This is a genomic window from Variovorax sp. J31P179 (genome assembly GCF_030316985.1).
Taxonomy (GTDB): Bacteria; Pseudomonadota; Gammaproteobacteria; order Burkholderiales; family Burkholderiaceae_C; genus Variovorax; species Variovorax ginsengisoli_B.
The window spans coordinates 138,122-152,935 of record NZ_JASZYL010000007.1 but is presented as its reverse complement, the minus strand read 5'-3'; the positions used below and the strand labels follow the sequence as shown (position 1 = coordinate 152,935).

The window sequence follows — 14,814 nt, the reverse complement described above, 5'->3', positions numbered from 1 at the left end:
TGGCTCAGGCCCGCGCGCGTGCAAGGGACGGGTTTCCCGCCGTCCGCCGTCGCGCTATGCTTCGATTCGGTCCCCTTTCCGCACCCGAACCACTGGAGCCAGCCATGTCCCTTCGCATCAACGACACCGCCCCCAACTTCACGGCCCTCACCACGCAAGGCAGCATCGACTTCCACGAGTGGATCGGCGACAGCTGGGCGATCCTGTTCTCGCATCCCAAGGATTTCACGCCGGTGTGCACCACCGAGCTGGGCTACATGGCCAAGATCGAGCCGGAGTTCACCAAGCGCAACTGCAAGCTCATCGGCCTGTCGGTCGATCCGGTCGACAGCCATGGCAAGTGGGTCGCGGACATCGAGGAGACCCAGGGCGCGGTCGTCAAGTACCCGATGATCGGCGACACCGACCTGGCGGTGGCCAAGCTCTACAACATGCTGCCGGCCGAGGAGCCGGGCACCTCCGATGGCCGGACGGCCGCCACCAACGCCACGGTGCGCTCGGTGTTCATCATCGGGCCGGACAAGAAGATCAAGCTGATGCTGACCTACCCGATGACCACCGGCCGCAACTTCGACGAGATCCTGCGCGTGCTCGACTCGATGCAGCTGACCGTCAAGCACAGGGTGGCGACGCCGGTCAACTGGAAGAACGGCGAGGACGTGATCATCACGACCGCGGTCACGAACGAAGAGGCCGAGAAGGCCTTCCCCGGCTTCAAGACCATCAAGCCCTACCTGCGCACCACCAAGCAACCCGGTTGAAGAGCGGCCGAAGCCAGCCGGCCGCGGTGTCGTAGCCGCGGCAGGCCCCGCTGGCCAGCAGACCGGTGACGGCCAGCATCGCGGCGCCGTGGACGCCGACGGCGGCCAGGGCCAGCGTCAGCGGCCCGGTCGCGCCGGTGCCACTGCCACTGCCTGGCGCGGCGCCGATGCACAGCGGCATCAGCGCCGGCACCAGCATCAGGCCGGCGCCATGGGCGGTGGACATCATGAACGACCACAGCGCCAGCCCGGCATGTCCGGTCGGCGCCCAGGCCCGGGCGGGCCGGCGGCGCCAGAGCCGAAGGCCCGCGACCAGCACCAGCGCGCCGCCCGCCAGGGCCTGCAGCAGCTGGCGGTCCAGGGACAGGCCGAACGCCACCGCCGCGGCCACCAGCGCGACCGATGCGGCGTGACCGGCCGCGATCGGCAGCAGGGCCCGCAGCGCCTGCGTCCGGTCATGCGAACGCAGGCCCCAGGCGGCCGCGAGCATCCAGCCGTTGGCCGGGTTCAGGCCGTGCAGCGCGCCGATGCCGGCGATCGCCAGCCATGGCCAGAGGCTTGCCATGAGCCGCTCGCCTGTTCAAGGGTGCGAGGCGCAGCACGACCCGGCCGCGGCGGTTTCGTAGCGGTCGTGGTGGCGCACCCAGTCCATCGTGTGGCCCGGGTTGTGTTCGTCGCGGCCCTTGGGCGTGAGGTCCAGCAGGTCGTAGGTCCCCATCATCACTTCCACCCCGCGCCCGTAGGTCGAGTAGGTGTGGAAGACCTGGTCCGCGTCGTCCTTGTAGAACACGCTGATGCCGGGTGCCTCCTCGGCCGGAAAGGCCTGCGTCACGTAGTTGTAGCGGACCTTGCCGCTGGCGATCTCTTCCTGCGTGAACGAGACGCCGAAGTCGCGGTTGAAGTCGCTGCCGTGCGAAGACACCCACTGGAATCGCCAGCCCATGCGGGCGCGGAAGCGCTCGATCTCGGCCAGCGGTGCCCGCGACACCACCCGCAGCGTGACATCGCGCTGCATCAGGTGCACCTGCATGCCGTCGAGGTGGTCGGCCATGTACGAGCAGCTCGGGCAGCCCTCGGTCCAGCCCGGGCCGAGCATGAAGTGCTGAACCAGCAGCTGCCGGCGGCCTTCGAACAGCTCGGCCAGCGTGCGCCGGCCCTCGGGCGTGTCGAAGGCGTAGTCCTTCTGGATGCGTACCCAGGGCAGCGCGCGGCGCTCGCGGGCGAGCTGATCGCGCAGCCGGGTGATTTCCTTCTCGCGCGCCAGCAGCAGCTTGCGCTCGGCGAGCCATCGGTCCGTCGACACGACGGGATGGTGGGTGGTGCTGATCTCGGCGGTGGCGGTGTTCATGGTGTGCTCCTGGGGTTCAGTTGGCGGCCGTCCCGGCCTTGCGCGTGGACGCCGGGCGGCGCACGGCGCGGACCTTGCCGCTGTTGCCGCCGCCGCAATAGAAGAGATCCGCACCGTCGGACTCGAGCCCGCTGATGCCGACGCCGTGCGGCATCTCGAGCCGCTCGAGCACGGCGCCGCTCTGCGGGTGGATGCGGCGCAGTTCGCTCTCGTCGCCTTCCCAGGTGGCGTGCCAGAGCTCGCCGTCGACCCAGGTCACGCCGGTGACGAAGCGGTTCGACTCGATGGTGCGCTTGACCGCGCCGGTCGCCGGGTCGATCTGGTGGATCTTGCGATCGCGGTACTGCCCTACCCACAGGCTGCCCTCGGCCCACGTGAGCCCCGAGTCGTAGCCATGGCCGGGGGCCGGGATCGACGCCACCACCTCGCCGGTGGCCGGGTCGATCTTGTCGATGCGCGACTCGGCGATCTGGTAGAGGTAGGTGCCGTCGAAGGCGGTGCCGGCATCGCAGGCGTGGTCCAGCGTGCGCGCGGGTTCGCCGCTGGCGGGGTCGAAGGCGACCAGCCGGGCGCCGGTGGCGGCCCACACGTGGCGGCCGTCGTGGGTGACGCCGTTCACCTTGTCGGCACCGGGGAACGGGCCGTACTCGCGCACGATCTCGGCCGCTTGCACCGTGGCCTGGGGACTGTCGTTGCCTGTCTGGCGGGTCATCGCTCTGGCTCCTTGTGAAGGGCCTCGAACCGGGGCCTTGGGCCGACTCTATTCAATCGGGAGCGCGCTGGGGAGTAACAAGATCGTCGTGAAACCCGCCAGCGGCGGCGACAGCCAGCGCCGCGCCCGGGCCTGCCCGATCGAGCGCACACGGCCTTCGGCCTCCAGCTCGGCCAAGGCGCGCTGGACGGTGCGCTGGCTGGCCCCGAGCGCCAGCGCCAGGGCCGAGGTCGACCAGGCCGCGCCGTCGGACAGCAGCGCCAGCAGCGAGGCCTGGTCGCCATCGATGGGCGGCGCCAGCACGACGGCCGGGCGCTGGTCGCGCGGCTTCAGGACGAAACCGCGCGGGGTGGCCTCGATCTGCGCCAGCGCCGCGACCAGTGCCCGCAGGCGCCCGATCTCGACCCGCAGCCGAGCCCGGTGCGTCTCGTCGGGGTGGCGGGTGCGGAACGCATCCGCGATCAGGGCTTCCCGATCGGCGGCGTCGGGCCAGGCTTCGGCGAGCGTGCGCGCCAGCGCGAACAGCACCGGCCGGCGCGCCAGCGGCAGCCAGGCGTCGCGGGTGCGCAGTCCGTGGCGGCAGGCATCGATCACCAGCGCGCCGGAGGCCAGCAAGGCCGCGACCTCGCCGAGGCGCAGCGCCTCTTCGCCGTCGCGGGAAAGGCGCCGGGCGGCCGGATGTTCGAGCGCCGCCCGCGCCTCCGCCACCTCGGCCAGCAGTGCCGGCACGCGCGCGCGGCCGGCCGCCTCGTGGGCGCGCGCCAGCGCCGCCTGCGCCGGGCCGATGCGCAGCGAGCGCAGCGCCAGCTCGGCGATGGCCAGCTCGGCCACGGCCGCCAGCGACGCCGGCAGGCCCTGGGCATCCAGCTGGGCCAGTGCCGCCGTCGCTTCGTCGAGGCGGCCGAGCAGCAGCATCCGGCGCGCCGCGATCAGCCGCGCCTGCAGGGCGTTGGCGGGGTCGGCATGCGCGTCGAGCGTGGCCGCCGCCGCCGCCAGCCCGCGCGTCGAGCCGCCGAGGTCCCGCATCGCCAGCGCCACTTCGGCCTCGGCGACCACGCAGCGGGCCCGCGCCAGGGCTTCGTGGGCGCCGAAGCCGCGGGCCGCCAGCCGGAGCAGCTCGCGCGCCCGCGGGTGCTCGCCGAGCTGGGCCATGGCGATGCCGCGCAGTGCCAGCGCGGGCGGGTCGTCGCGCAGCGCGATCCGCTTGAGGGCACCGAGCGCATCGCCGGCGGCGAGCGCCCGCGCCGAAGCGGAAATCAGGGAATCCATGGCGACAGGCTACCGCGATCGTGGTGGACGGCGGCGGGCGCATCGCTTCACAATCGTCCGATGGACAAACGACATTTCCTGGGCAGCGCGGCGCTCGCCGGGCTTTGGCCCGTGGCCGGCGTGTCGGCGGCGGAGCCGGCGCGAGGCGGCCCGGGCCTGCTGACCGTCAGCGGAATGGTCGGCAAGACCAACCGGGGGCCGGTCGATCCTGCGCTCGACCAGCTGATGGTCAAGCACGGCGTCAAGTTCGACCGGGCCTATGTGCTGGACGCCGAGGCGCTGGGCCGCCTGCCGGCGGTCGGCATCAAGGCCACGCTCGAATACGACGCCAGGCTGCATGCGCTTGCCGGGCCGCTGCTGGCCAGCGTGCTGGAGGTCGCGGGCGTCACCGGCGACGTGATACTGGGCCTGCGGGCGGTCGACGGCTACGTGGTGCCGCTGCGCCTGGCCGACGCGCGCAGCTGGCGCATGATCGTGGCCACCGAGATGGACGGCAAGCCGCTCGCCCTGGGCGGGCTGGGCCCGCAATGGGCCATCTACGAGGCCGACACGCTGGCCGCCTTCAAGGACAAGCCGCTCAAGGAGCGCTTTGCCCTGTGCCCCTGGGGCCTCTACAGCATCGAGGTCTCGCGCGCCTGAACCCGAGGAAACATCCCATGGCCAAGCTTTGCGTCCGCAGTTTCGCGGTGTCCCTCGACGGCTACGGCGCCGGACCGAGCCAGGATCTCCAGCATCCGCTCGGGCTGCGCGGCCCCGAGCTGATGGAGTGGTTCTTCCCCACGCGCCTGTGGCAGACCATGCAGGGCGGCCAGGCCGGCGGCGAGACCGGCATCGACAACCGCATGGCCGAGCAGGGCTTCGAGGGCATCGGCGCCTGGATCCTCGGGCGCAACATGTTCGGGCCGGTGCGCGGCCCGTGGCCGGACGACAGCTGGAAGGGCTGGTGGGGCGACGAGCCCCCGTACCACACGCCGGTGTTCGTGCTCACGCACCATCCGCGCGCGCCGCTGGCGATGGCCGGTGGCACCGAGTTCCGCTTCGTCACCGAAGGCATCCACGCCGCGCTCGAGCAGGCCAGGGCGGCCGCGGGCGGCCTGGATGTCCGCGTCGGCGGCGGCGTGTCGACCGTGCGGCAGTACCTGGCCGCCGGTCTGCTCGACGAACTGCACCTGGCCGTCCGGCCGGTGCTGCTCGGCGCCGGCGAGGCGCTGTTCCAGGGGCTCGACCTGCCGGCCCTGGGCTATGAGGTCGCCGAGAGCATCGCCGGCGAACGCGCGACGCACGTGGTCCTGCGCCGGCGCTGAGGCTCATTGGCGAGGCAGGCGGTCGAGCTCTTGCCGCATGCGCTGCATGAGCATGTCGACCAGCGCTTGCGACTGCAGGATCGAGCTGTGGTCCTCGTCGAAGCCGTAGACGAAATCGGCCCGCGACTGCATGCCGCCGCCCAGCATGCTTTGCATCGACACCACGCCGTCGTTGTTGCCGGAGACGAAGCGCGAGCGGCCGCTGTAGCCGAAGAAGAGCGTGTAGCGGATGTCGGCCGGCCGTGGCACCACCGCCAATTCGCGCAGGTACGGGGAGTCGGGCGCCATGTCGAGCCACGATCCGGGCACGCGCGTCGGTCCGATGTCCGCCCAGCGCGCCGCCGCGTGGCCCTCCCACGGCGTGGAGATCGTCACCACGTGGTGCACCGGAGGCGTGCGGCCCTCGCGCTGGATGACGTTCAAGGTGCCGCGCGCCACCACGCCGCCCATGCTGTGGGCGACCACGATGCTGGTCGGGAACGCGTACCGATAGTGCAGCTCGTCGACCGCGTTGTTGAGCAGCAGCGTCGACAGCCCGATGGAAACGCCCGACGGGTAGAAGAAGACCCAGGGCTGGAAGCGCGTGCGGTCGAGATGCTCGATGACGTATTCCCAGTCGCGCGGCGACCCGCCGATGCCGTGCACGAAGATCACTGGCACGCGCTTCGGGTCGAAGGGCTCGAGCATGAAGAGGCCCGCACGACCCTCCTCGAGGAAGCGCAGGGGCTGGAACATGCCCTCGCGCACCCGCGCCGGGGCGAACCGCCCCTCGTCGATGACGGCGGGGGCGCCGAGTTCTTCGTTGCGCCGCCGGGTCAGCGCGGCGTAGGCATCGCCGAAGATGGCCGGCAGGGCGACGTCGGGCGGCTTGGATGCAATCTTGATGCGGCCCAGGCCGGTCGCGGCGGTGGGGGGCTCGTCGACCGCGCTCAGGGGGAGGGCGGCGCCCTCGTAGAGAGTGGCGGGCTCGCCGGCTTCGTAGGCCAGGTCGCGGTTGACGTCCTCGAACGCGAGGATGCCGTAGCTGCCCGGCGGGGCCGCCAGGTGGTAGACGCCCCGGGTGCGCGGAACGACGTCGAGAAACACCGGCTCGGGCGGGTTGTCGAGCTTGTACAGCACGACGACGATGGGGCCCCGGGCCTCTTTCTCGGTCTCGACGATGCCGGTGAAGTACATCGCTTCGCCGAGCCGCTTCATGTGACTGTCGGCCTGCAGCAGCGCGCAGCCGCTGGACATCGCGCAAAACGCCATCGGGAGCAGGAGCGCGCGAGCCAGACGCATCGGTGTCGGAGTTGCCGTGATGGCGAAAGTCTCGGCGGCGGCGGCGCATCGGTCAAGCCACCGGGCGACCGAGCGACAATCCACCCCATGAATTTCGGAAGACTCCTCGTTCCCGTCGGCGGCCTGGTGCTGCTCGGCCTGGCCTGGCGCAGTTACGGCTGGGGCGGCGTGGCACTGGTCGGTGGCGCGATCGTCATGTTCCTGCTGATGCATTTCAACCGCACGATGCAGGTCCTGAAGCGCGCGGCCGACCGGCCGATCGGCACCGTCGCCAGCGCCGTGATGCTCAATGCCAAGCTCAAGCCCAAGGCGACCTTGCTGCACGTGATCGCGATGACGCGCGCGCTCGGCGAGCTGCGTTCGCCGAAGGACGAACAGCCCGAGCTGTTCCGCTGGACCGATGCCGGCGGCTCCTGGGTCGATTGCACCTTCGCGGGCGGCAAGCTCGTCGAGTGGAAGCTGACCCGGCCGGAGGTGGCCGAGGACGAAGCCGCGGCGGACGCACCGAGCGCGGATGCGGTCAAGCCCGGCGCGGCGGACGCGCTGCGCCCGCCGGTGTGAGCTTGCCGGCCTTAGAACGGCGCTGAGTCGTCGACCAGCGCTTCTTCGGCGCCGGCCCTGGCGGGCGCTGCGGCGGCCGGTTCCGCGGCCGCGGTCCCCAGCTTCATCTCACCGCCCAGGGCCTCCAGCAGTTCGGGCACCAACTGGCCCAGCTCGCCGGTCGCGATCGCCGCGTTGGCGTCGAAGTCGTCTTCCTTGCCCGACGAGGCCGGCGCGTCGTCCAGCGTGCCTTCGAGGAACACGATCTTGCGGATCTGGAGCCCCTCGGTGAGCTCGAACGAGACCCGGTCGTCCCAGGTCATCGCGAGCCGGGTCGGGCGCTTGCCGGCGGCGATATGCTCGCGCACCTCGTCGATGTCCAGCGGGTGCTTGGCGTAGCGCACCACGGCCTTCGATTCGTCGGTGGCCTTGAGCTCGCACTCGCGGTCGATCGTGAAACCCGCCGGCGGCTCCTGGCTGGACAGCCATTCGGACATCGCCGCCGCCGGCTCGACCTGCGAGTTGACCAGCGCCACCGCGAAGCCGTCGAGCGACTTCACGAGGCTGGTGACCACTTCGTCGGCGCGCGCGGCATTGCTCGAATTCACGACCAGGCGCCGGGCCTTGGGGTCGATCCACACCGCGACCCGCGCATGGCGCGTGAAGGCCAGCGGCAGCAGTTCGTGGGTGACGTCTTCCTTGAGCTCCTTCTTTTCCTTCTTGCCGGGCTTGCGGCCGGTGGTGGCCTCGATCTGGGCGGCGCGCTCATCGACCTTGCGGCGCACCACCGAGGCCGGCAGGGTCTTGGTCTCGACCATGTATTCGAGCAGCCACTGGCCGGCGACCGATTCGGCCAGCGGGCCGTGTTCCTGGCCGCGGGGCTCGACCCAGCCGGTGGCCTTTTCCTGCGACGGGCTGCAGGGGACGAAGCGCTGCGTGGCCAGCCCCTGCTCGACCTGGTCGAGCGACTGCGACCACGTGGCTTCGATGCGGTAGACGATGACGTTCTTGAAGACGGACACTGAAACCCTTTTATCTGGCTGGTTGGCAAAACCCACCATTGTCGGCCCGACGCTGGCGGCCCGCCGCCGTAAAATCGAAAGCTTTTGCGACATACCCCCCGGTTGAAGGACAAAGACATGAGCGCACTGCCCCCCGCACTGGACGACCGTGACGGCAAGATCTGGATGGATGGCGAGCTCGTGGACTGGCGCGACGCCAAGATCCACGTGCTGAGCCACACGCTGCACTACGGCTGCGGCGTCTTCGAGGGCGTGCGCGCCTACAACACGGTCAACGGCACCGCCATCTTCCGGCTGGCCGAGCACACCGAGCGGCTGTTCAACAGCGCCAAGATCCTGCGCATGAAGATCCCGTTCAGCCAGGAACAGGTCAACGAGGCCCAGAAGCAGGTGGTGCGCGAGAACAAGCTCGACAGCTGCTACCTGCGGCCGCTGGTCTGGATCGGCTCCGAGAAGCTCGGCGTCAGTCCCAAGGGCAACAAGATCCACGCCATGGTCGCGGCCTGGGCCTGGGGCGCCTACCTGGGCGACGAGGGCATGAAGCGCGGCATCCGCGTCAAGACCTCGAGCTACACGCGGCATCACGTCAACATCACGATGACGCAGGCCAAGGCGGTCAGCAACTACAGCAACTCGATCCTGGCCAACATGGAAGCGCTCGACGACGGCTACGACGAAGCGCTGCTGCTCGATGCCAGCGGCTTCGTCTCCGAAGGCGCGGGCGAGAACATCTTCGTGGTCAAGGGCGGCGTGGTCTACACGCCCGACCTGTCGGCCGGTGCGCTCAACGGCATCACGCGCAACACCATCCTGCACATCTGCAAGGACCTCGGCATCGAAGTCGTGCAGAAGCGCATCACGCGCGACGAGGTCTACATCGCCGAAGAAGCCTTCTTCACCGGCACCGCGGCCGAGGTCACGCCGATCCGCGAACTCGACCGCGTCGAGATCGGCATCGGATCGCGCGGGCCCATCACCGAGAAGATCCAGAGCGCGTTCTTCGACATCGTGAACGGCCGCAATCCCAAGTACGCCCACTGGCTCACCAAGGTCTGAAAAAGCGATGTCCACCCCCAAGAGCACCATCGAACTCCTCGCCCGCGACCTGAACGACCAGGGCGGCGTGTTCTGCCCGAACCCCAAGGCCGACATGCAGCTCTGGAGCGCGCATCCCAAGGTCTACCTCGACGTCGCGCGCACCGGCGAGGCCAAGTGCCCCTATTGCGGCACGGTCTACCGCCTCAAGGCGGGCGAAGCCGCCGGCAGCCACCACTGAGCCTTCCGGGGTTTCCGTGCGGGGCTTGTTCCTGGTCAACGTCAAGCTCGGCCGAGGCTCGAACGGCACCCTGCCGTCGACCCTCGCGGGTGCCTACGTGTCGGCCTACGCGACGGCGCCGGACCCCGAGTCCGCCACCCGGCTCGCGGTCAGCAAGCTGACCTCGAAGGGCTTCGAGTTCCTGGCCACCCAGGGCCCGATCAGCCGGCTCGACCCGCGCGAGTGGTCGCGCCATGTCGCGCAGTCCTGGCCCGAGTTCATCGACGAACTCCCGAAGCAGGACGACATCGAGGCCGGCCTCGAGCGCGAGATGGTCTTCTTCGGCCCCTTCGTGGGCTACGAACGGGCGCCCGAGGGCAGCAGCCCGCGCCACGAGTCCCCCGGCGCCTGCGCCAGCCGCAGGTAGACCATCGCCACCCACAGCAGCGCGAGCCCGATCTGGGCATCGCGCAAGGCCGAGTTCACGCTGGTGGCGATCAGCATCACGAGGGTCGCGACGAAGGCCTGCCGGCCGGCGAAGTCGTCCCGTCGCCAGGCGATCCAGACCGCCACCCCCATGATGACCAGCAGGCTCAGCGCGCCGGGAAAGCCGCTTTGGGCGCCCATCCACAGGAAGTCGTTGTGGGGCATGTTCTTGTAGTCGAGCAGCTTGGGGCCGCGCAGGTGCCATTGCTCGGTCCAGCCGCCGATGCCCCAGCCGGCGAAGGGCCGGTCGATCATCATGCGGGCGGTGTCGCGGTACATGTAGTAGCGCACCACCCAGCTGGCCTCCGAGATCTCGCCGGCCTGGGCGGCCTCGATCTCCTGGATGCCGACCGCGAATTTCTGCTGCACCACGGGTGAGTTCCACAGCACGCCGGCCGCGATCACGCCGCCGACCATCAGCACCAGGGCCAGCACCTTGAGCTGGCGCCGCCATTGGTGCACGCAGGCGGCCGGGATGACCAGCAGCAGCGCCAGCAGCGAGGTCCGCGAAGGCAGGCTGAAGGTGATGATCGCCATCACGACGGGCACCAGCGCGAACGCGGCGATGGCCTGCCAGCGGCGATGCCCGGCGAGCGCCTGGAGTCCGTACACCGCGGCCGTGGCGGCCATGATCGTGAACAGGAGCGCGTTGCTGATCGACTTGTTGCCGACCAGCACCAGCACGCCGCGCCAGGGCTCCAGCATCGGGAAGCCCACCGAGTAGTACAGCGCGATCATCACGATGTTGACCAGTCCGATGATCCAGAAGCCGCGCACGGCCCAGATCGCCTCGTCGCGGGTCAGGGCCAGGGCCATCAGGATGGTGGCCGCGATGCGCAGCCCATGGAACAGGTTGGAGCCGGTCTCGGGGTAGTGCGGCTCCAGCGCCAGCACGGCCAGCGTCCAGACCACGTAGGCCATCACCGGCCACCACATCGGGTTGTCGCGCAGGCGGACGGCCCGCTCGCGCCAGCCGCCAGCGATCAGCAGCGCGACCATCAGCAGCAGGAAGGACACATAGGTCACGCCGACCGGCATGAACACCGTGAGCCCCCAGAACATGGCTGCGGCGCGAACGATGTGCGATCTCTGCATAGGGGGCGGATTTTAGAGGCCGGCGCAGCCAGGCCCGCCGGCGTTGCGCCCCGGCATGAAGGGCGAGCCTAATGCGGCAACGTGATCACGAAGCTCGCGCCGCCGCCCGGCCGGTCTTCGCAGCGCACGCTGCCGCCGTGGCGCTCGGTGATCGATTTCACCAGCGCCAGGCCGAGCCCGACGCCGCCGTTGCGCTCGCTGGCGCCCGGCAGCCGGTAGAAGGGCTCGAAGATGCGCTCGCGCTGCGTCACCGGCACGCCGGGCCCGCGGTCGTTGACGCGGATCTCGGTCTGGCCGGCACGGCTGCCGATCTCGACGCTGGTCTGTCCGGCGCCGTAGCGCCCGGCGTTCTCGAGCAGGTTGCGGATCGCGCGGCGCAGCAGGCGCGGCACGCCGAGCACCGTCAGGGCGCTGCTGTCGGTGCCTTCCTTGACCTCGAGGTCGGCATCGACACGGGCGCACTCCTCGGCCGCGAGGCCGGTCAGGTCGACCGTCTCGACGGTGCCCATGTCGGCCTCCTTGGCATCGAGCCTGCTGGCCAGCAGGATCTCGTCGATCAGCTGGTCCAGCTCGGCGATGTTGCGCGTGATCTCTTCGCGTGCGCCCGGGTTGGGCCGCTCGCCCATCAGCTCGACACTCATGCGGATGCGGGTCAGCGGCGAGCGCAGCTCGTGCGAGGCATTGGCCAGCAGCGACTTGTGCGATCGCACCAGCTGTTCGATGCGGGCCGCCGCGGCATTGAAGCCGTTCGAGAGGTCGGCCACTTCGTCCTGCCCCTCCTCGGGCACGCGCACCGACAGGTCGCCTTCACCCCAGCGCTGGACGCCGCGCTGCAGCAGTTCGAGCCGTTTGGTGAGCCGGCGCACGATCGGATAGACGCCGAGCGCGACGATGAAGCCCACGATCGCCACCATCCAGCCGAGGCCGAAGGGCGTGCGCCAGGGCAGGATGCCCGGCGGCGGGCCGCCCGGCGGACGGCTGCGTGGTGCCACCTGCATGGTGAGGGCGCGGCCGTCGTCGAGCGTGACGTCGAAGGTGAGCCCGGCGCCCGGCACGCGGGTGGCCGTGCCCGAGCCGATCGGCTTGTCGTTCGAATCGAGCACCGAGACTTCGCGCGGCAAGGGCGCCAGCCGCTCGCGCTCGCTCTCGGCCGCTTCGCGCACGATCCAGTTGGCGGTCAGCGTGAGGATGAAGACGCCGGCCACCACCGCCAGCCAGATACGGACATAGAGGTGGCGGCGGTAGAGGTTGAGCAGCATGTCGGCGCCCGCGCGCTAGTCCTGTTGCTTGGCGAAGACGTAGCCGACGCCGCGCACGGTGAGGATGCGCTTCGGGTTCTTGGCGTCGACCTCGATCGCGGCGCGGATGCGGCCCATGTGGACGTCGATCGAGCGGTCGAAGGCCTCGAGTTCGCGGCCGCGCACGGCCTCCATGATCTGGTCGCGGGTGAGCACGCGGCCGGCGCGCTCGGCCATCGCCACCAGCAGGTCGAACTGGTAGGAGGTGAGGTCGGCCGGCTCGCCGGCGACCGTGACGCTGCGGGCGTTGCGATCGATGTCCAGCGAGCCGAAGTGCATGACGGCCGGGCCTTCGGTCTCGCTCGGGGTCTCGCCGCGGCGCCGCAGCACGGCGCGGATGCGCGCCAGCAGCTCGCGCGGTTCGAAGGGCTTGGGCAGGTAGTCGTCGGCGCCGATCTCCAGGCCGATGATGCGGTCCATCGGGTCGCCCTTGGCGGTCAGCATCAGCACCGACACCTTGGCCTGGCTGCCGGGCAGCGCACGGATGCGGCGGCAGACCTCGAGGCCGTCGGTGTCCGGCAGCATCAGGTCGAGGATCACGAGGTCGGGCGAGCGCTGCTGCAGCAGCTCGAGTCCGCTCGCGCCGTCGAGGGCATGCGCGAAACCGAAGCCCGACTGGGTCAGGTATTCGCCCACCATCTGCGCCAGGCGGGCGTCGTCTTCGATCATCAGGAGTTGGGGGGTGCTCATCGGTAGGTGTCCGTGCGGCGTGCCACGGTGGTTGTGCTCAGGTGGGTAGCTTGGTCCCACGCGGTCGCGTGGGCTTGAACGCTTCGTAAAGTTGGGTAAACCTTGGTGACGGCGGTTTCGTTTTCATGCGGGTGCAAACAGCAGCGTCCCGGTCTGCGTGCCCTCGGCCGCCGCGGGCGCCCGCGCCAGCAGGGCGGCCAGCGCCGCCCCGTCCAGGCCCGGATGGTCGCGGGTCGCGCGCCCCAGCAGCTCGGCGGCCAGGGCCGTCAGCCGGTCGACCGACTGGCGCATGCGGCGCACGAAGGCGTCGTCGTCCAGCCTGTCGTTGAGGCTGCGGTTGAGCTCCGCGAACCACGGCAGCGCGGCGTGGTCGAGCATCACGGCCGGGTTGCGCCGATGGCTGACGGCCGACCAGGCGCGAAAGAAGGCCTGCACCGCGAGGTTGAGCTGCTGGCAGTGCTGGAGCTCGTCGCGGACCCGCCCCAGCACGGGCAGGTCGGTGAGCCGGTGCTGGAAGAAGATCTGCGCCAGCACGCCCCAGTAGTAGGTGTAGTCCCAGATGACCTTGGGCGGCAGCACCTCCGGGTCGCCGAACAGCGGGTACTGGTCGGTGTAGAGCGCCAGCGTGCTCTCGTAGAACGAGTGGTAGATCTGGTCGTAGAGCCGGGCCCGGGCCTCCAGCGCGTGGCCGGCGCGGTCGTGCGCGACCAGGTCGCAGATGTAGGTGTTGCCGACCGCGATGAAGTCGCTGCCCGGCGAATAGAAGGGGTCGAGGAACAGCCCGGCCTCGCCGGTGAGCGCCCAGCGCCGGCCCGAGAACACCTGCTTGCAGCCGTACGAGAAGTTGCGCATGAAGGCGAAGTCCTGCAGCAGGTGGCGCTTGTCGGCCAGCGCATCGTGCAGGCGCGGCTGCCAGGTCTCGAGCCACTGCATCGCGCGCTCGAAGCTGTCCATCCGCTCGAGCGGATGCAGCCGCGGGTCGGCCACGATGCCGACCGAATGCGAGCCCGAGGCCAGCGGGATCAGCCACACCCAGTAGCCGGCGCCGACCAGGTGGTTGGTCGACAGCCAGCGCGAACCCGGTTCGCAGCGTGCCCGCCAGCCGGGGTCGTCCGACCAGTCGTCGATCGCGATGCGTTCGCCGATGCGGAACCACACCGCGTTGCATTCGTGCGCGTTGGGCTGCTGCAGGCCGAGCTTGCGCTTGAGCATGCCGGCGCGGCCGCAGGCGTCGACCAGCCAGCGGGTGTGCAACGCCTGCGTGCGCTCGCCGTCAGACCATTCGAGGCGGTGCGGCGCGCTGGCGTCATCGGCCAGGTCGATGCGGCGCACGGTCGCGCCGTCGATGAAGCGCACGCCCTGGCGCGCGGCCTCCTCGGCCAGGAAGTTCTCGAAGATGCCGCGGTCGATCTGGTAGCTCGGCACCGAGAGGTAGCGGCTGGCGCCGATCTCGGTCACCTGGTCGATGTCGCGCCGGCCTTCGCTGAAGAAGAAGCGGAAGCCGAACTTGCGCAACTGGGCACCGTGCAGGTGCGGCTTGAGGCCCAGCACGGTGTCGAAGTAGTGGGCCCCGATCTCGACCGAGGATTCGCCCACCTTGTGGGCCGCGTGGGGCACCGGATGGGCGCGCCGCTCGAGCACCACGACATCGATGCCGGGAAAGCGCTGGCGCAGCTGCAGCGCCAGCGTCAGCCCCGCCAGACCGCCGCCCATGATGGCGACGTCGTGCGCGGGGCGGTTCGGGTCCATGGCC

At 70.2% G+C, this 14,814-nt stretch carries 17 protein-coding genes; 7 read left to right on the top strand and 10 right to left on the bottom strand.

What is annotated here, in order from left to right; genetic code table 11:
• The first annotated feature begins 104 nt into the window (after nt 1–104).
• Complete coding sequence (locus QTI17_RS19580; RefSeq protein WP_286521800.1) at nt 105–761, top strand: peroxiredoxin; 657 nt, start codon at nt 105–107, stop codon at nt 759–761.
• Here QTI17_RS19580 and QTI17_RS19575 read toward each other — a convergent pair.
• From QTI17_RS19575 to QTI17_RS19560, 4 genes are read right to left on the bottom strand one after another with little or no spacing between them, the layout of a single operon-like run.
• A complete protein-coding gene (locus tag QTI17_RS19575; RefSeq protein WP_286535063.1) occupies nt 724–1,326 on the bottom strand; it encodes a hypothetical protein in 603 nt (200 codons plus the stop codon). The two genes, QTI17_RS19580 and QTI17_RS19575, sit on opposite strands and share 38 nt — an antisense overlap.
• 15 nt (nt 1,327–1,341) lie before the next feature.
• On the bottom strand, nt 1,342–2,109 hold the full coding sequence (locus tag QTI17_RS19570) for a DUF899 domain-containing protein (RefSeq protein WP_286535062.1): 768 nt from the start codon (nt 2,107–2,109) through the stop codon (nt 1,342–1,344).
• A 16-nt stretch (nt 2,110–2,125) separates the two neighbouring features.
• A complete protein-coding gene (locus QTI17_RS19565; RefSeq protein WP_286535061.1) occupies nt 2,126–2,821 on the bottom strand; it encodes a Vgb family protein in 696 nt (231 codons plus the stop codon).
• A 48-nt stretch (nt 2,822–2,869) separates the two neighbouring features.
• Nucleotides 2,870–4,090 (bottom strand): helix-turn-helix domain-containing protein, encoded by a 1,221-nt coding sequence (locus tag QTI17_RS19560; RefSeq protein WP_286535060.1) that lies wholly within the window; start codon nt 4,088–4,090, stop codon nt 2,870–2,872.
• A gap of 60 nt (nt 4,091–4,150) precedes the next feature.
• Between QTI17_RS19560 and QTI17_RS19555 the strand changes: the two genes are divergently transcribed.
• Together QTI17_RS19555 and QTI17_RS19550 are read left to right on the top strand one after the other, a co-directional pair.
• On the top strand, nt 4,151–4,729 hold the full coding sequence (locus QTI17_RS19555; RefSeq protein WP_286535059.1) for a putative pterin-binding protein: 579 nt from the start codon (nt 4,151–4,153) through the stop codon (nt 4,727–4,729).
• A gap of 17 nt (nt 4,730–4,746) precedes the next feature.
• Nucleotides 4,747–5,394 carry a dihydrofolate reductase family protein gene (locus tag QTI17_RS19550; protein ID WP_286535057.1) on the top strand — a complete coding sequence of 216 codons (648 nt, stop codon included), beginning with the start codon at nt 4,747–4,749 and terminating at the stop codon, nt 5,392–5,394.
• 3 nt (nt 5,395–5,397) lie between these two features.
• On the opposite strand, the gene QTI17_RS19545 is transcribed toward QTI17_RS19550, so the two are convergent.
• Nucleotides 5,398–6,630 carry an esterase/lipase family protein gene (locus QTI17_RS19545; protein WP_286535056.1) on the bottom strand — a complete coding sequence of 411 codons (1,233 nt, stop codon included), beginning with the start codon at nt 6,628–6,630 and terminating at the stop codon, nt 5,398–5,400.
• 123 nt (nt 6,631–6,753) lie between these two features.
• Between QTI17_RS19545 and QTI17_RS19540 the strand changes: the two genes are divergently transcribed.
• Complete coding sequence (locus tag QTI17_RS19540) at nt 6,754–7,236, top strand: glycerate kinase (RefSeq protein ID WP_503011086.1); 483 nt, start codon at nt 6,754–6,756, stop codon at nt 7,234–7,236.
• A gap of 11 nt (nt 7,237–7,247) precedes the next feature.
• Here QTI17_RS19540 and QTI17_RS19535 read toward each other — a convergent pair whose 3' ends face one another.
• The gene (locus QTI17_RS19535) at nt 7,248–8,237 is read right to left on the bottom strand and encodes a recombination-associated protein RdgC (protein ID WP_286535054.1); all 990 of its coding nucleotides are present in this window, start codon (nt 8,235–8,237) and stop codon (nt 7,248–7,250) included.
• A gap of 117 nt (nt 8,238–8,354) precedes the next feature.
• Between QTI17_RS19535 and QTI17_RS19530 the strand changes: the two genes are divergently transcribed.
• Genes QTI17_RS19530 through QTI17_RS19520 form a run of 3 tightly spaced genes read left to right on the top strand, consistent with a single transcriptional unit; the run spans nt 8,355 to nt 9,919 of the window.
• Nucleotides 8,355–9,293 carry a branched-chain amino acid transaminase gene (locus tag QTI17_RS19530; RefSeq protein WP_286535052.1) on the top strand — a complete coding sequence of 313 codons (939 nt, stop codon included), beginning with the start codon at nt 8,355–8,357 and terminating at the stop codon, nt 9,291–9,293.
• A gap of 7 nt (nt 9,294–9,300) precedes the next feature.
• Nucleotides 9,301–9,513, top strand: a complete 213-nt coding sequence (locus QTI17_RS19525) for a zinc-finger domain-containing protein (protein ID WP_286521810.1) — start codon at nt 9,301–9,303, stop codon at nt 9,511–9,513.
• A 16-nt stretch (nt 9,514–9,529) separates the two neighbouring features.
• Nucleotides 9,530–9,919, top strand: a complete 390-nt coding sequence (locus tag QTI17_RS19520) for a hypothetical protein (protein WP_286535051.1) — start codon at nt 9,530–9,532, stop codon at nt 9,917–9,919.
• Here the strand turns inward: QTI17_RS19520 and QTI17_RS19515 are convergent.
• The 4 genes from QTI17_RS19515 to QTI17_RS19500 all read right to left on the bottom strand — a co-directional run bounded on the left by QTI17_RS19515 (nt 9,850) and on the right by QTI17_RS19500 (nt 14,810).
• Entirely contained in the window at nt 9,850–11,073 is a 1,224-nt protein-coding gene (locus QTI17_RS19515) for an O-antigen ligase family protein (RefSeq protein ID WP_286535050.1), read from the bottom strand. The two genes, QTI17_RS19520 and QTI17_RS19515, sit on opposite strands and share 70 nt — an antisense overlap.
• Nucleotides 11,074–11,141: 68 nt before the next feature.
• The gene (locus QTI17_RS19510; RefSeq protein WP_286535049.1) at nt 11,142–12,332 is read right to left on the bottom strand and encodes a sensor histidine kinase; all 1,191 of its coding nucleotides are present in this window, start codon (nt 12,330–12,332) and stop codon (nt 11,142–11,144) included.
• Nucleotides 12,333–12,347: 15 nt separating this feature from the next.
• Nucleotides 12,348–13,061: a response regulator gene (locus QTI17_RS19505; protein ID WP_286535047.1), complete on the bottom strand. Its 714-nt coding sequence runs from the start codon at nt 13,059–13,061 to the stop codon at nt 12,348–12,350.
• A gap of 123 nt (nt 13,062–13,184) precedes the next feature.
• Nucleotides 13,185–14,810, bottom strand: coding sequence for an NAD(P)/FAD-dependent oxidoreductase (locus tag QTI17_RS19500; protein WP_286535046.1), 1,626 nt, complete (start codon nt 14,808–14,810; stop codon nt 13,185–13,187).
• Between the last annotated feature and the right edge of the window lie 4 nt (nt 14,811–14,814).

What these genes read in the sequence shown, in the direction of transcription:
- QTI17_RS19580 (WP_286521800.1), top strand. Translation starts at nt 105, where the DNA reads ATGTCCCTTCGCATCAACGACACCGCCCCCAACTTCACGGCCCTCACC.
- QTI17_RS19575 (WP_286535063.1), bottom strand. Translation starts at nt 1,326, where the DNA reads ATGGCAAGCCTCTGGCCATGGCTGGCGATCGCCGGCATCGGCGCGCTG.
- QTI17_RS19570 (WP_286535062.1), bottom strand. Translation starts at nt 2,109, where the DNA reads ATGAACACCGCCACCGCCGAGATCAGCACCACCCACCATCCCGTCGTG.
- QTI17_RS19565 (WP_286535061.1), bottom strand. Translation starts at nt 2,821, where the DNA reads ATGACCCGCCAGACAGGCAACGACAGTCCCCAGGCCACGGTGCAAGCG.
- QTI17_RS19560 (WP_286535060.1), bottom strand. Translation starts at nt 4,090, where the DNA reads ATGGATTCCCTGATTTCCGCTTCGGCGCGGGCGCTCGCCGCCGGCGAT.
- QTI17_RS19555 (WP_286535059.1), top strand. Translation starts at nt 4,151, where the DNA reads ATGGACAAACGACATTTCCTGGGCAGCGCGGCGCTCGCCGGGCTTTGG.
- QTI17_RS19550 (WP_286535057.1), top strand. Translation starts at nt 4,747, where the DNA reads ATGGCCAAGCTTTGCGTCCGCAGTTTCGCGGTGTCCCTCGACGGCTAC.
- QTI17_RS19545 (WP_286535056.1), bottom strand. Translation starts at nt 6,630, where the DNA reads ATGTCCAGCGGCTGCGCGCTGCTGCAGGCCGACAGTCACATGAAGCGG.
- QTI17_RS19530 (WP_286535052.1), top strand. Translation starts at nt 8,355, where the DNA reads ATGAGCGCACTGCCCCCCGCACTGGACGACCGTGACGGCAAGATCTGG.
- QTI17_RS19525 (WP_286521810.1), top strand. Translation starts at nt 9,301, where the DNA reads ATGTCCACCCCCAAGAGCACCATCGAACTCCTCGCCCGCGACCTGAAC.
- QTI17_RS19515 (WP_286535050.1), bottom strand. Translation starts at nt 11,073, where the DNA reads ATGCAGAGATCGCACATCGTTCGCGCCGCAGCCATGTTCTGGGGGCTC.
- QTI17_RS19510 (WP_286535049.1), bottom strand. Translation starts at nt 12,332, where the DNA reads ATGCTGCTCAACCTCTACCGCCGCCACCTCTATGTCCGTATCTGGCTG.
- QTI17_RS19505 (WP_286535047.1), bottom strand. Translation starts at nt 13,061, where the DNA reads ATGAGCACCCCCCAACTCCTGATGATCGAAGACGACGCCCGCCTGGCG.
- QTI17_RS19500 (WP_286535046.1), bottom strand. Translation starts at nt 14,810, where the DNA reads ATGGACCCGAACCGCCCCGCGCACGACGTCGCCATCATGGGCGGCGGT.